At 55.0% G+C, this 15,325-nt stretch carries 10 protein-coding genes and 4 pseudogenes; 6 read left to right on the forward strand and 8 right to left on the reverse strand.

Going from position 1 to position 15,325, the window contains the following annotated elements:
- The first annotated feature begins 41 nt into the window (after positions 1–41).
- The 5 genes and pseudogenes from H8F26_RS08130 to H8F26_RS08150 form a co-directional block, all read left to right on the forward strand.
- Entirely contained in the window at positions 42–269 is a 228-nt protein-coding gene (locus H8F26_RS08130; protein ID WP_197158692.1) for a hypothetical protein, read from the forward strand.
- Positions 270–367: 98 nt separating this feature from the next.
- Complete coding sequence (locus H8F26_RS08135; RefSeq protein WP_197158693.1) at positions 368–2,533, forward strand: bifunctional aldolase/short-chain dehydrogenase; 2,166 nt, start codon at positions 368–370, stop codon at positions 2,531–2,533.
- Between the two features lie 110 nt (positions 2,534–2,643).
- Complete coding sequence (locus H8F26_RS08140; protein ID WP_197158694.1) at positions 2,644–2,922, forward strand: hypothetical protein; 279 nt, start codon at positions 2,644–2,646, stop codon at positions 2,920–2,922.
- A 46-nt stretch (positions 2,923–2,968) separates the two neighbouring features.
- Positions 2,969–3,277 carry a Nif11-like leader peptide family RiPP precursor gene (locus tag H8F26_RS08145; RefSeq protein ID WP_197158695.1) on the forward strand — a complete coding sequence of 103 codons (309 nt, stop codon included), beginning with the start codon at positions 2,969–2,971 and terminating at the stop codon, positions 3,275–3,277.
- 240 nt (positions 3,278–3,517) lie between these two features.
- A pseudogene (locus tag H8F26_RS08150) lies at positions 3,518–4,381 on the forward strand (IS630 family transposase); the annotation flags it as partial.
- On the opposite strand, the gene H8F26_RS08155 reads toward H8F26_RS08150, so the two are convergent.
- Positions 4,366–5,916, reverse strand: coding sequence for an IS1182 family transposase (locus H8F26_RS08155; RefSeq protein ID WP_197158696.1), 1,551 nt, complete (start codon positions 5,914–5,916; stop codon positions 4,366–4,368). The pseudogene H8F26_RS08150 and the gene H8F26_RS08155 sit on opposite strands and share 16 nt — an antisense overlap.
- A 128-nt stretch (positions 5,917–6,044) precedes the next feature.
- Between H8F26_RS08155 and H8F26_RS19330 the strand changes: the two are divergent.
- Positions 6,045–6,182, forward strand: a pseudogene (locus tag H8F26_RS19330) (IS630 family transposase); the annotation flags it as partial.
- A gap of 183 nt (positions 6,183–6,365) precedes the next feature.
- On the opposite strand, the gene H8F26_RS19335 reads toward H8F26_RS19330, so the two are convergent.
- The 7 genes and pseudogenes from H8F26_RS19335 to H8F26_RS08185 all read right to left on the reverse strand — a co-directional run bounded on the left by H8F26_RS19335 (position 6,366) and on the right by H8F26_RS08185 (position 15,186).
- On the reverse strand, positions 6,366–6,533 hold the full coding sequence (locus H8F26_RS19335) for a hypothetical protein (protein WP_231598206.1): 168 nt from the start codon (positions 6,531–6,533) through the stop codon (positions 6,366–6,368).
- A 96-nt stretch (positions 6,534–6,629) separates the two neighbouring features.
- Complete coding sequence (locus H8F26_RS08165; RefSeq protein WP_197158697.1) at positions 6,630–7,583, reverse strand: IS1595 family transposase; 954 nt, start codon at positions 7,581–7,583, stop codon at positions 6,630–6,632.
- 185 nt (positions 7,584–7,768) lie between these two features.
- Positions 7,769–9,319 (reverse strand): IS5 family transposase, encoded by a 1,551-nt coding sequence (locus tag H8F26_RS08170; RefSeq protein WP_197158698.1) that lies wholly within the window; start codon positions 9,317–9,319, stop codon positions 7,769–7,771.
- Between the two features lie 234 nt (positions 9,320–9,553).
- Positions 9,554–11,743 carry an ATP-binding cassette domain-containing protein gene (locus tag H8F26_RS08175; RefSeq protein WP_197171872.1) on the reverse strand — a complete coding sequence of 730 codons (2,190 nt, stop codon included), beginning with the start codon at positions 11,741–11,743 and terminating at the stop codon, positions 9,554–9,556.
- Positions 11,744–11,754: 11 nt separating this feature from the next.
- A pseudogene (locus tag H8F26_RS20120) lies at positions 11,755–12,378 on the reverse strand (ATP-binding cassette domain-containing protein); the annotation flags it as partial.
- Between the two features lie 312 nt (positions 12,379–12,690).
- Positions 12,691–13,911 (reverse strand): annotated as a pseudogene (locus tag H8F26_RS20125) (cysteine peptidase family C39 domain-containing protein); the annotation flags it as partial.
- Positions 13,912–15,186, reverse strand: a complete 1,275-nt coding sequence (locus H8F26_RS08185) for a hypothetical protein (protein WP_197158701.1) — start codon at positions 15,184–15,186, stop codon at positions 13,912–13,914. It lies immediately after the preceding pseudogene.
- Positions 15,187–15,325: the final 139 nt, after the last annotated feature.

The following is a 15,325-nucleotide window of genomic DNA, read 5'->3' on the forward strand; positions in this document are numbered from 1 at the left end:
CTGTCGAGGCCTCCAGCGTCAGAGTCGCTTCCACTGGGGCGGTGACTGCCGCCGCTGTGTTTCTCTTCCTGGCGGGTGGCCTGCCGAGTCGGGCGCAGGTGGTGTCGCCTGATGGTCAGGGTGCCTGCCCGGAGGGCTTCCTGGCCATTGGAGAGGCCTGCGTCAATCCCACTTCTCCCCCAGGCTGGACCTATCCAAAGCCGGCGGATCTGGACTGCCTGCCCGAGTGGATGGATATCCCAGCCAACGACGAATGCCTGCGGATCTGAGGATCGACCTGGCTCTGCGGCCTTTCCCACTCCGACTGGGTGATGGGATCTCCGATCCGTAGCCTCGGTCCGTCCCCTGTGCCCCCAGGCCGCCGCCCATGCCCGTGCTCAACCGCTGGTCGGATGCCGACGCGGCCGCGGCGGTCGCCCGCTATGGCGCCGAGGGCGTCAGCGAAGACCTGGCCCTGCGCACCTACTCGGCCCGCCTGCTGGGCGCCGATCCGGAGCTGGTGCTGCACGGTGGCGGCAACACCTCGGTGAAGACCAGCTGCACCGGCCTGCTGGGGGAGTCGATCCCGGTGCTGTGCGTCAAGGGATCCGGCTGGGATCTGGCCACGATCGAGCCACCGGGGCATCCGGCCGTGCGGCTGGAGCCGCTGCAGGCCCTGCGGGCCCTGAAGGCCCTCAGCGACGAAGACATGGTGGCCGCCCAGCGCCGCAACCTGATCGATCCGGCGGCCCCCAATCCGTCGGTGGAGGCGCTGCTGCATGCCTTCCTGCCCCACAAGTTCGTGGACCACACCCACGCCACCGCCCTGCTGGCCCTGGCGGATCAGCCGGATGCAGAGGCCCTCTGCCGGGAGCTGTACGGCTCCCGGGTGGCTCTGGTGCCCTATGTGATGCCCGGCTTCGATCTGGCTCTTGCTGCCGCCCGGGCCTACGAGGAGGCCGCTGCTGCTGCTGCCGAGCAGAACATCGCCCTGGAGGGCATGGTGCTGCTCCAGCACGGGCTGTTCTCCTTCGGCGCCACGGCCCAGCAGAGCTATGAGCGGATGATTGCGCTGGTGCGCCAGGCCGAGGAGCGCATTCAGCGCGCGCGTGGCGCGGCAGGGCCGAGCCAGCCGGCTGCCGTGCCGGCGCCCGCCACCCCTGCGGCGGCTGTGCTGCCGATCCTGCGCGGTGCCTTGAGCCGTGCCGCCGTGGCCGAAGCCGGCCCGGCCGCCGCCGCTCCAGTGCCCCGCCGCTGGCTGCTGGCCCTGCGCGACACCCCCCTGACCCGGAGTGTGGTGGACGATCCGCGCCTGGCGGACTGGGCGCAACGGGGTGTGGCCACCCCCGACCATGTGATCCGCACCAAGGCCCGCCCCCTGGTGCTGCCGCCATTGCCCGCCACGGCGGAGCCGGCCGTGCTGGCGACCTGGGCCGCCGAGCTGGAACGGGCCCTGGCGGCCTACCGCGCCGACTACAAGGCCTACTTTTCGCGTCAGAACGCCCGTGTCGGCGGCGGGCGCCAGCCGCTGGATCCGCTGCCTCGCCTGGTGGCGATCCCCGGCCTGGGCCTGATCGGCCTGGGGGGCAGCGCGGCGGCGGCGGCCGTGGCGGCGGATCTGGCGGAAGCCTGGGCCCAGACCCTGCTGGCGGCCGAGGCCGTGGGTCGTTTTCAGCCCGTCAATGAAGACGACACCTTCGACATGGAGTACTGGAGCCTGGAGCAGGCCAAGCTCGGCAAGGGGCGCGAGAAGCCCCTGGCCCGCCAGGTGGTGCTCGTGACCGGCGGCGGCGGTGGCATCGGTGCCGCCACGGCCCGGGCTTTTGCGGCCCAGGGCGCCGAGCTGGCGGTGCTGGATCGCGATGGTGCGGCGGCGGCGGCCACGGCAGCCGCCTGCGGCAAGAAGGCCCTGGGGATCGCCTGCGATGTGACCGATGCCGCCCAGTTGCGGCGGGCCATGGAGCGGGTCTGTCTCCACTTCGGCGGCCTCGACATCGTGGTGAGCAATGCCGGCGCCGCCTGGACTGGTGCCATGGCCGATCTGGAAGACGAGGCGCTGCGGGACTGCTTCGAGCTCAACTTCTTCAGCCATCAGCAGGTGGCCCAGGCGGCCCTGGCGGTGTTCCGCGCCCAGAACGGCTGGCGCCGCAATGATCTGGCCGGCGATGCGCCGCGGCTGGGCGGCCAGCTGCTGTTCAATGTCAGCAAGCAGGCCCTCAATCCAGGCCCCAACTTCGGTGCCTACGGCATCGCCAAGGCGGCCCTGCTCGCCCTGATGCGTCAGTACGCCCTCGAGGCCGGCGAGGAGGGCGTTCGCGCCAATGCGATCAATGCCGATCGAATCCGCTCCGGCCTGCTGGATGAGGCCATGATCAAGCAGCGTTCTTCCGCCCGTGGCGTCAGCGAAGACGTCTACATGGCCGGCAATCTGCTGGGCGAGGAGGTCTGCGCTGCTGATGTGGCCGATGCCTTCGTGGCCCTGGCCCAGCTGGGCCGCACCACCGGCGCCGTGCTTACCGTCGATGGCGGCAACGTGGCGGCGATGGTGCGCTGAGGTGGCCCCAGTCGTATTGATTGGATGCGCGATCTTTACATAACGCAAGGGACCGTGCGGATGCAAAGGCTTGTAGTACCGTAGGGTTGTTAGGCACCAAGGCTAAGATCATGGACCAAGAACAGCTTTCCAAGCTATTCGCCGAAAATCCCACTTATCTTGAAGACATCAGCAAGCTCGGTACTCCTGATGAAATTGTGGTTTATCTGTCACAGAAAGGCGTCACCGTTACAAGTGGCGATTTGATTCGCTACGCTTCAGAATCGGTTGCGGAGCTCGATGATGCAGCGCTTGCGTCCGTTGCTGGTGGGGCTTGGACGAACAATGATCTCAATGATAGATCGGTAGTGAGTGGCGCTATAACAGCCTTCGGCCTCATGATAAAATAAATTTTAATCCACTTAGTACTTAGTATCCAATCAGCTACCTAAAACAATGTCTTTCCAGCAGCTTGTTGACGCTTGCCAAGCAGATACAACATTGGCGGAGGCGATAAAGACTTCAGAATCCATTGATGGCATTTGCGCTCTTGCTCTCCAGCATGGAATTAGTGTGACGCCAGAAGAGGTCATCAAAGGAGCTGCGGCAATTACATCTGAATTGTCAGATGCAGATCTTGCTGGCGTAGCAGGAGGGTCTTGGTCTGGAAATGAGGGAGTAGATTCAGGCCTCGCGTTTGGGGCTGGAGCTGGTGGTGCTGGTTTAATTGGAGGAGCAATATTCGCTGCGTCTCTTATTAAGTAATCCCGAAGACCTTGCCCGCTTTCTGCTGGCAAATTTTAGGAAAGCTATCATTTTTGGCCGCCATTTGGGCGGCCTTTTTTGTTGTAAGCCAATGCCTGCTGCTGCCTCCGCTAGAGCCTTCTCCTTGCGCTGCAGCTCCTCCTACTCCTTCGGAGCAGTCTTCGGCTAGTGTGCCGTCCTGCAAATAACAGCTAGAAACAGGAGTGTCACCCGAGGTGCCCTGGGGCGCTTGGTCGTCCGATGCCTCCGCTGGTCCTCAGCGAGGACGAAGTTCAGCAGTTGCGGGCCCTTGCGAATTCCCGGTCGCTGCCGCATTCGATCGTGCAGCGCGCTCAGATCGTCCTGGCCTGCGGAGCAGGCGAAACCAATACGGCGATCGCCAAACGAATGGGCCTGACGGGCATGACCGTTGGCAAGTGGCGCAAACGGTACCTGGAGCTGGGCTTGGAAGGCCTCCATGACGAGCTCAGGCCTGGCCGGCCCCGCACCTATGAAGACGACAAGGTGGCGGAGGTGATCAACCGGGCCCTGCAGACCAAACCCACCGACGGCAGTACCCAGTGGTCCGCGCGCTCACTCGCGGCTGCCACAGGTATCTCCAAGACCACCGTTCACCGCTGGCTGCAGACCTTCTCCGTCCAGCCGCACCGCCAGAAGACGTTCAAGTTGTCGACGGATCCTTTCTTTGTCGAGAAGGTCAGGGGCATCGTCGGCCTCTATCTGAATCCTCCGGATAAGGCGATGGTGCTCTGCGTCGACGAGAAGACGCAGATCCAGGCCCTGGACAGGACTCAGCCGCTGCTGCCCATGGGTCTGGGCTACGTGGAGGGGGTGACCCATGACTACATCCGCCACGGCACCACCACCCTGTTTGCCGCCCTGGACGTGGCGACAGGCGAGGTGATCACCCAGTGCAAGCCCCGGCATCGGCACCAGGAGTTTCTGGGCTTCCTACGTCAGATCGAGAAGTCCGTCCCCAAGGACCTTGATGTCCACTTGATCGTCGACAACTACTGCACCCACAAGCACGCCAAGGTGAGGGCCTGGCTGGCGCAGCGGCCCCGCTTCCACGTGCACTACACCCCCACCTATGCCTCCTGGATCCTGAACAACTTGTTGATGTTGTGGGTCAGGCACCAGAGCGCCCATTCACCGTTCACGTTGTCCAGGCCGCGCAGCAGAAAGCGGCGCAGCCCGCGGCATTCCTTGGTCTGACCAAAGACGGGCTCCACGATCGTCTTGCGCCTGGCGTAGATCTCGCGTCCCTTCTTGCAGCGCAGCTTGCGGTTCATCCGGCCCTTGGCATCCAGGTTTTTGGGGATGGGGCCACGGGTTGGTGCTGGAGGCTGGCCGTGCTTCTCCCTGCCGGTCGCGATGTGGGGATCGACGCCCCGTGCCGTGCAGGCCTCGGCGTTGGCCTCGCTCCAGTAGCCGGCATCCGCGATCAATGTTTTCGGAAGCTGAGCGGTGTTGGCAATGGTGCGCTCAAGCATCGGTTCGAGATGCTCCACATCAGGCGGCTGGTTGCTGACGCCGATGGCCACGATCACCTGGTAGTCCCCATCCACAGCTGCTTGGCAGTTGTAGCCCTGAATCCAGTTCCCATCGCTCTTCATGATGTGGCTGGCTGGATCAGTGTAGGCGCAGCCTTCCGCGCAGCGGTGATTGCGCTGGCTGCCTTTTGTCGGTGTGCCGCAAGCCTTGTGCGCCAGGCCGCGATGGGGCATCTGATCGGCGGCCAGCGGCTCAAGATCAGGTGGTCCCAGGCCCGCCTCGTTGGCCTTGGCGATCGCCAGATCTTTTGCCGCAGCTGCCTTCTCGACTACGCGATCGGCTGTCTTGCTGCATTCTTGCCGTTGCTGCTCGGGCCCCTCTTCCGCGGCCTTCGCTGCCGCTGCCGCCTGCTCCTGCCGTTCCCGTGCAGCGGCAGCCGCGGTTTCAGCCTCCAGTTCCCGGCGAGCTTGGCGGATCCTCTCCAGCCGGTCTTCTCGGCGGCGCAGTGCCTCAGGCAGGTCGCTGCCGCGTTTGCCCTTGCCGTAGCGGCCATCCTCCTGGGCGTCGAGGATCTCGGCCTTGCGCAGCAGCTCCCTGATCTCCTGCTCCAACTGCTCCTCGGATTTGAGCATCCGCTGGTGGCTCAACTGCTTCGCAGAAGCCGAGGGCTTCGCCTTGTGTTTGGAGGCATTGGCTTTCACCTTGGTGCCATCCAGCGCCACCTGACCCAGGCTCACCATGCCGGCCTTCTGACACAGGCGCAGGATCTGCACAAACAGCTCCTCCAGGGCTCCAAGATGGCGGCGGCGGAAGTCGCTGATGCGGCTGTGGTCCGGCTGCTGGTTACCGGTCAGCACGCGGAAAGCCGCATCCTCATGGCAGGCCCGTTCGATCTTGCGAGACGAGGCAATACCGATGCAATAGGCGTACAGCAACAGCAGCGTCAGCATCCTGGGGTCATACCCCTTCTCACCGCGGGCATCCTTCTGCCGGGCGGGAGACATGATCAGCGCAAAGTCCAGTTCCTCCACCAGCTCCAGCAGGAAGAACACCAGGTGATCACTCGGCAGCCAGTCGATCGGCGACGGTGGCATCAAGCTGGTCTGTCCCGGGGTCCAGGGCCGGAAGGTCTTGGGCTTGCTCATGCCCCATCTTATCGGCCAGATCCATTGCAGTCACTGGGATCTGGGCAGATTCAGGGGCGTCTGTGGAGAATGCGGGCGGTGATCTATGCGCGACAGGCTCCTAGCCGCAGGCTTCCGCGAAGCGGTAGGAGCTGATCGCCAAGATCGAGCAGTTCGTGGCGGCCTACAACAAGACCAAAGCCCCGTTCAACTGGACGGCCACAGCAGATTCAATCCTGGAGAAGCTCCAGCGACTTTGCTTGCAAATCTCCGGGACGGCACACTAGAGGGCCTTGATCTCCCGCTGGTCCTGGAGCCTTTCGAGCTCCTTCTGCTCAGCCATCGTCAGCACCGGCTTGGCATTGGCATCCTGGGCTGCCTGCCGCCAAGGGTTAACCTGCTCAGGGTACAGCCCTCGCTCCCGGCAGTAGGCACTGAGCGCGGTGGCGTACTGCTTCGCAGGCCTACGGCTACAGCCCTGCCGTCTCCAGCACCACCGTGAACTTGTCGGTGGCGACGCCCCAGCCCTCAGGATCCTTCTCGGATGCCGGCACCACCTCCCCCTGCAACCGCCAGGTCTTCCTCCATTTGTAGAGGGTGATCACGTGGCTGCCCAGTTCTTCTGAAATCCGGGCCACGCTCTGGCGTTGCGGCGGGTCATCCGCCTTCTCAGATCAGCCTTGACGGCCTCGCTGTAACGACGCATCGAACCACTCCATCAAGCCTACTCTTGATTAGGTAGCAAGCTCCGCATTCCTGAGGTGACGCTCGGGACGTGCGGTGCAGATACAGACGGCATGAACCACCCGGTCCGTCATCGCCGAAAGATTGAAGCGCCGGTTGAAGCGGTAAGTGAAGGCGCCCAGGTAGCGGTCGGCGTACTTATCGAATCGCAAGGCGTGAAACGTGCCGCTGAAGCTGGTTTTCAGGTTGCTGAGTATCGTGTTGATCCAGTGGAATTCAGGCAGCTCATTGGGATGGCGTCCGTTCACTACCACAGGGTGATGGAAGCAACCGACTTCTGCCACGGCTCGGAAGCAAGCCAGTCCATCAGATACCACTTCACACCCTATCGCCAATGAATCCTGGGCCCAGTCAGCGATAGCTGCAAACGAGAACGTCGGGACTGTTGAAAGCTTCACATGAACCGGGCAGCCAGTGTCATCAAGGGAGACGGCGGCAACGATGGGGACCTTGTTTTCCGATCCTCGACCTGTCTTGCCACCACGTCGTTCTCCCCCAAGGTAGGCATCATCCACTTGCACCTTTCCCCGCAGGACATAGGCCTCCTCCCGCTCGCTCATCGCCTGCATGATCTTGTTGTGAACCAGCCACGCGGTGCGGTAGTTCACTCCGAGATGGCGCATCAGGGCGAGGGAGGAAATGCCGGTCTTGGCCTGTCCCACCAAATAGAAAGCGAGGAACCAGGTCGTCAGGGGTAACTTGGTCGCCTCCATGATGGTACCGGCCGTGAGGGTGGCCTGATGGCGGCAGTTCCGGCACTGGTAGCGCTTGTGGCGCCGGCCATGGATGATCCCATGCTCCTGAGTGTGACAACGTGGGCAACGAAAGCCATCTGGCCAGCGCGCTTGCTCAAGTGCGGCCTCACACTTCTCCTCTGTGCCGTAGAGCTCTATGAACTGAGGCAGAGAAAGACTCGGCTGGAACTGGATCCGATTCATGGCCATAGCGATCCCGACGGGTACATGTGTATCAGTCTACGCGCTGGAAGGGCTCTGACGGAGCTTGCTACCTAATCAAGAGCCTACTTGGGGACTCCTGAAAAAGATTCTCGGCCCATCGGCGCCGGATTCGTCCGTTTGCTTCGCGTTAATCAGGCTGGCAAGCGCGGTGACATCAAGTCGGCCAGATCTCAAAAGCCTGGCCTGCAGATGCCCTCAGGCGCTCTGATCGCTGACCAGGCCATAAAAAAGCTGTAGATCCACCCAAAAAGAAGGACAAAAAGGAGGCGCAGCAGCCTCAAGACCTTTTCCGCGCACATCACGACAAAGGCCATCGAGATGGAGGATTCGGCACCAGCTGGTAGACGAGCCATGATCAGATCCAGGGAATACTTGCGCTTTCCAGAGCCAAAGACGCCTTCCACTTCATTGCGTCGAGCTTGATCAGATCGGAGCTGGTGCTTGTGTGCAGTGGTGACATCAGGATCCTTGGGCGGGCGACCCAATCGCTTGCCGGAGAGGCGAATACCGTTCCTCGTGCAGAAATGCCTATTCTTGGCCGTGATATAAATCCGGTCGGCGCAGATGCGCTCTGGGTAAGATCCTGTATCCAGCTTGTATTTTTCCGCCTGAGCGATCAGGTCTTCTCCTTCGTTGTAGGGGTTCCAGCTTATGCGGTGCAGGAACGGAAAGCCGTTTTGAACCGAAACACTGACTTTGGCTCCAAACTCCACCGCAGCACGTGCTTTGCCTCGCACCATTGGGCGGATATGGGTCTGCACAAGATTCACTAGGCGGTCTGGAATGCTGTTGGTCTGAGAGGCGAGCAGAAGGCCCTGTTGCCGCTCCAACTCGCTGCAGGCCAACAACTTCTGCCACCAATGCCTCTTAAGCTCGGAAAGCCTTGCCCCGCAGCCGATCAGAGCATCAATGGCCTTGAGATTCTGCCGCACATAGCCAAGCTGATGTTTAATGGCAGCCTTCACTTTGCGGCGACGTGGTCGTTTTTGCTTCGCCACTCTGAGGAAATGAGCACGAGCAAGGCCACGGTCGTAGCGAGGTCGATGTCTCCTGAATCCCGATGACTGACTGCACAGATCATCAATGACTCGCTCGGTCGTTGTGCGAGCCTCGTTGAGGAGCTTGAGGTCTCTGGGATAGGTGATGTCGGCTGGAGTGCAACTGGCATCAATCGTGAGAGTGCCCCAATTCTTTCCTTCTGGCCAGTCAGCAGGCTTGATCAACGCATCAAGTTCTAGCTGAGCGCCTCCTCCACTGGAATCACGATCATCATGGTCGTCATCGTCTGCTGCCTGAGCAAGTGCTTCCAGAAGGATCTCTTTGCCGCGCTGCACCACCAGCTCGTTGATAAGGCGCAGATCCTCGTCAGAGAAACGCTTGCGAAAGTGCACCATCATCGAGGCATCAAACGGTGCCTTGGCTGTGTAGCCCGCAAAGCCGAGAAAGAACTGAATATAGGCGTTCTCTCTGATCTGATGGACTGTCTCTTCGTCGGTGAGCCCTAACTTCTGTTTGATGTAGAGAGCACCAAAGGCCATTCTCACTGATTTGGCTGGAGCGCCAATTGTGGCGCTGAATTGAGGGGCATAGGTTTCTTCCAGCTCACCCCATGGGATCAGCCCCTCCAGTTGAACCCAGCGATTCTCGGGATCAAGTGTGCCGCCAAATGGCAGGTGGAACTCCTTGATTGAGATCTGACCGTTATTGTGCCTCCGGTACATATGGAGCGATCAGGAGTAAAGGCAATCACGGATTGCCTGATTCACGGCCACTTTAGCGGTTTCTCATGCTTGAGACCAGCTGCGGCGCAATGGATCTGGATTTTTCAGGAGTCCCTACTTGTGGAAAGAATGGTCGGGATGGAGAGGTGGCAACGTTTCCTGGCAGAAGGGGACGCGCCCGAGTATTGTGAGCTCGGACGCTGGTGTCTTCGAGCTTAATGACAAGACTGCACTCTAACTGGTGTAGCTTGTAAGACTGTCAGTCAAGAGCCCCTGCGCGACTAGTTCATGGAAGGATCCAGTTGCCTTAAGGCGATGATCTTCGATGTAAAGGATCTGATCTGCTTCTTGAATGGTTGAAAGCCGATGAGCTACCACAATTCGGGTACAACCTGCATCCCTAATATTCTTGCTAACGACTTCCTGAGACATGGCATCCAAAGCGCTCGTGGCTTCATCTAACAACAAGACCTTAGGCTTTGAAATAAGAGCTCGGGCTATCCCTAGCCTTTGACGCTCGCCACCAGATATACTGGAACCAACTTCGGTTATGATTGTATCAAGCCCCATTGGCAGTTTTTGAATCCTCTCATCAATAGCTGCCTGTTTCAAAGCATGCCACACTTCTTCTTCTGTATAATATTTACCAGCACTAACAATTTCGAAAATGCTTCCCGGCGGAAGTCTTGTTGATTGAATGACGACTCCAACTTGCTGACGATAGTATTTAATGTTCAGCTTAGACAACGGAGTCCCATCAATTGCGATGGAGCCCGACCATGGCTCGTACAGGCCAAGAAGCAATTTGAGTATAGTTGTCTTACCGCAACCACTTTTCCCGGTTATGGCCGTAAAACTGCCCGGCTGCACAGAAAAAGACAACTCTTTAAATAGAAAGTCACTATCGTTTTCATAGATAAATGAAACATTGTTGAAAGATATTGCCCCCTTGATATTAGCCATCACTGCAGAAGGAGAATAACCTTGTTCTTCTTGAGCAAAAATGACTGGCTTAGCGCGATCCCATTCAACCACCGCCTGAGACGCGACGCTAGAGAGGCTGCTTACAGCTGAATGCAGCTGAGAATTGAATGCCACATAAGCACTGTAAAAAGGAACAAAGATAATGATAGACTGGACAAGTTGCTTGGGATCGGCTTGGCCTGGTGAGAGTATAAAATTATAGACTAAATAAAAATAAATTGCAAGTGTTCCTAGAGGATTCCAAATCGAGTTAAAGCTGCTTAATAAGCCACTCCAGTACATGATTCGACGATCAAGATTGGTTGCCAATGAAATCTTACTTGTCCACTCTTTGAAAACAAAGGGCTCACTTCCTGTGGAGCGGATCTGAGGCATTCCAAATATTGTTTGGTACGAAAAGTCGGCCATATCTGCATATGCTTTAGCCTTGGGTAGCTGTAGAAGTGATTGCCTATGAATTAAAAATACAGTAACTACAATGCTTACAAGGGTCACTCCTGCTGCAACAAAAGCTAGATTTCGATCATATGTAAACATCAATACAAAGTAGACAGCCGAAAATACTAGCGTAAGCAGGGCCAGTAGTACTTGGTTCCCAAGAAGTTGTCTGATTGTCGATATAGATGATACGCGCATCATTAAGTCAGCTGCCGTATATTTTTGAAAGAATTTAAAAGGTAACTTAAGTACCTTGGTCCACACGGCAGTCTGCAATTTGGTATTGACGCTAAACTCAATGGCCAAGAGAGAAAGCGACTGAAAATGTCTACATATTGCCGAACTAATAATGATAAGAGTCGCTGGTATAATGCTTTGAATTAAAAGCGAAAGGCTTGACGAAGGGATGACCGTCTGCACTAGAAAGCTGGTAATCCATGGTACCGCTAATCCAAGTATGGCCACCAAGAGCGAGGCAAATACGATAACGAGCAATTTAATAGTATCTGTTCGGAACGCGTATTTGAGTAATGAAAATGGAGATGTAACACTACTCGGAAAGTGCGAATATGCCTCAAAGATCTTATTTGGCTTTCTTAGGATATTGGGATCAGGATTTTTTGCTATGGCGCCATCATATGGATTGTAGGTGTAGCTTTTTCCTTTGCGTGTAAAGAATACGACATGGGAGCCATCATCCCGAATGACGAGAGTAGGCAAGGTGGGAGGATCGGCTATTGATACCCCAATCGTATCAATGGATGTTCGACGCAAATGGATCTGGTTATACTCATATAAATCTACAAGACTGGTATCCTTGACGAGGCGAAGGGTAGTATCTATTGCAAGTAAAGAGTGGATAAAAGCAAGGGCATCATAGGCATCAATATTGGTTCGCTCTGGCAAGGACTGATCAAGTAACGATGGATCATCGGTGCAGTCTAAAATGGCCTGCAATGTTTGAATCCTTGATTGAGAAAAGGAGTCGTTATTGTCATTCATGCTGTTATTGATCATTGGCTTACCTTCTCAAGCTCTACCATTTTGTTAAAGGCTCCGTTCATTTGTAGAAGTTTAGAAGGGGGACCAGATTCAATAACTTTTCCGCCATCCATAACATAAACATAGTCACTACTAAGGGCTGAGTATAGCCTGTGAGCCACTGTAATTGTTGTAATCTGACGAGATCTTATGTTGTTAAGGACAGCTTGTTCGGTTGCATCGTCGAGTGCACTCGTAGCCTCATCAAGAATCAAAATGCTGGGATTTCTGGCAAGAGATCTAGCTATTGTCAGCCTCTGCTTCTGGCCTCCACTTAAGATTGACCCGAAGGAACCAAGACGCTTTGAATAAGATTCAGCATACTCTAATATTTTGGATTCAATCTCAGCATCTTGACATGAGGAGTAAATCTGCTCCTTTGGTATGCGCGTATCCCAGAGAGCAATATTATCATAAAAGTCAGTATCAAATAGCATAACGTCTTGAGGTATGTAGCCAAGAAACTTGCGAAAGTAATCTGTATCAATCTCTTGAATCTTCAGCTTGCCAACATAGATATTGCCTGATTCAGGCTCAATCAAGCCAGAAATTATCTTTAAGAGCGTCGACTTACCTGATCCACTCGGGCCAACAATTGTTGTATGCGACTTTTCAGGAATAATCATAGATAAATCTTTAAAAAAATAATCTTCATAGAGGCTAAATTTAAAATTAATATTACGGATCTCCAAAGAGGAATCCTGTGGAAGTATCCCAAATGTTGAATCTAAATTTGCTACAAGGGAACGCACGTTGGGGTCCTTGTCAGATCCGTTAATGTCTTGGACCCTTCCAATCACACCCTCAAGGCTTTGCATGGCTGGACCTAATTGTACCAAGGCTGTGATTGGAGCTTGCAAAATACTGCTAAGGAATTGAAATGCTAATAGTCCACCAACAGTAAACTCACCGACGAGTATTAAGTATCCACCCAGTAAAATTGAGCCAATATCGAGAAATAACGTGCTAGCAAAGCTCAGGGTGGAAAGATTTGTTTGCTTGATCCCTAGTTCTTGAGAAGTCTGATTAACGGGGACAAAGTAGTCCATCCATGAATTAAGAGAAGACGACTCCATCCCGGTAGACTTAACTGTTTCTATATCAACGATAGAAAGCAATCCCTTGGAATAGAGAAGTCCTTGATCCATGGCGAGCTTCTTATTGTCGTCTGCAGTTCCTGCAATTTGCCTATTGGTAAAGTACATGTTCAGCATGGTACCAAACAAGGTCAATAGAGTTAAGGGCCAAGAGATAAGAAAGACTGCAAATAAAACAATTGCAGCTTGAAGCAATGTTGTTCCATAAGAGTATATAATGCTGATAACGCTCTGAGAATAAACCAATCCTAGCGTCATTCGACTTGATAGCTCGGATGCAGAGCGCTGAGCTATGAATTTATAATTGGCCTCGAAAAGCTTTGAAAAAATAGCGGCGCTATAGCGCCTGCTCAGGTTAAATTGCAAACGGCGAGCAATTGCCGAGCTAATATTGGAGGAAGCAAAGATAAAGATAATGGCCAATAAGATAAGAATGACAATTGGCATTCCATAGTATGCACGCTGCTTGCTTAGGAAAGAGTTGACAAATTCGGACGTAGATGACGAGAGGAATAGCGTTGGGACAATTCCTATTACTCCTATCGCTAGATTTACTAGAGTAATCTTGGGATAGTAAAAAGGTACCCTGAATATCTCTTTCAAGAGATTAGTAGGCGCTCCACTCTTCTTGAATTCTGGGCCGGGTTTGATTACAAGAGCTACACCGGTATAGAATTTAAGAAATTCAGAGGCTGGCAAGGACCAACGACCCTGTGACGGATCGGACAGATAAGCGCGCCCATTCTTGAAGCCTTCGAGGATAAGAAAATGATTAAAGTTCCAAAAGATAATGCAAGGCAGTTTATCATCGGTTAGTTGATCAGCGGGAATTCGAAAGCCCCTCGCCTCCATGCCTTGTGTACGGGCCGCCTTCAGGAGATTGAGTGCATTAGAGCCATCTCTGGAGACGCCGCAGACATCTCGCAATTCCGAAATACTCTTGTACTTTCCATAGTAAGCAAGAATTGCAGAGAGCGAGGCAGCGCCACACTCAACCACGTCATACTGTAAAACCGGCTTGACGTACTTCATCTATTGATTTCCTGGGAAGGTCGTGGGGCCTTCAAGTCCTGTATACTTCTTGAAATACGGTATTGCAATCTGCAGCGGAGTTTGGGTGTCGACAGCTATACTAATGTCAAGTTGAACCCCAACTCTTGGGGCGGCGTCGGGGCTGCTATTACCCGTCCATCTGTATTGATTGTCTGCACCAACTTTCTCTAGGGCCATTAGTATAACAGTAGGAGTTTGATCGGAATTTGATGCCGCACCCACTGCAGACTGTAGGCCACTTAGTTTGGCGATGGTCTCGCGATCTTTTGAGTAAGGCAAGACCTGCGTGATGTATCCCTTAATCCCTCCGTATTGAGACTTGTCTACCCCTTGTGGTGTGGCGACGACTTTCATGCCTGTCCGGACAAGGCTTGAGTAATTATCATCAACAAAGCCGATGACTTGATCGGGAAGCTGGCTTGGGGGGACGGAGGAAATGGACATTACAGTTGTGCCTGCCTCTACAAGTTGCTGAGTTCCCAAGTCAAGACTAACGACATACCCTTCGGCCGGGGAAATGATATAGTGCTTATTGATAAATCCTTTCAGTGTTGTGAACAATTCAGCCTGTGCCGATTTTTCTTTGGCTTCTAACTCCGCAAGGCGGGACTTAAGATTAGTTATTTGAGTGGCAGTCTGCGCGGCTGCAGATTTGGCAGAAAGCACTTGCTGGTTGTCTGAGGCACCTTGCGTCAATAATCCCTCGTATGACGAAACTAAATCACTCTTGAGGCGCAACTCTTTTTGATACATCTCTATATCAGTGAGTGCGGCTCTGCGGGCTGCTCGAATCTCGTTAAGGCCTGAATAGGTTCTGCCAACGCTCGTGCGCAGGTCGGCGCGTTCAGTCTCGTTAATAATAAGTCCCAGAATCTGGTGTTCTTTGACTGCGAAGCCGGATGTGCCAATCGTTTCCGCTAATGACGTTGTACTAGTTAATGCCGCGTACTTTCTAAAGCTTTGGTCTGTCGAGTCTTCGAGGAGGGCGTTGGCCAGCTGGATCATCTGCTCTGTGCTCGGCAATTGAGATATCCGCTGAAAATAGAATGAGATTATTTCTCGGTCAACAGTTTGGCGCAATGTAATAATTTCAGGGCTAAAGAGAATAACTCTTCCGGAGGAGTTTGTGGAGACTGGGATGTTTTGATTGACATCAAGAATGATCCCGCTTGCGGGAACTCTAATCGGAATGGGTGCAACGGCTGCCCAGGCTGTTGCAAGAAAGGCCGCGGTAAAAAGTGTTCCAATCACCAAGCGCGTAGGAAGCAGCAGTAATGAGGCCGGTCGTGAAATGGGAGTCGATCGACGAGCATCGAGAGCTTCCTTGGAAAATATGCTATCCAATGCGTCCTGAGATCGAGGGTGTGACTATCTCTCATTATGCGGATGAAGC

This window comes from Synechococcus sp. CBW1006, from assembly GCF_015840525.1.
Classification (GTDB): Bacteria; Cyanobacteriota; Cyanobacteriia; order PCC-6307; family Cyanobiaceae; genus CBW1002.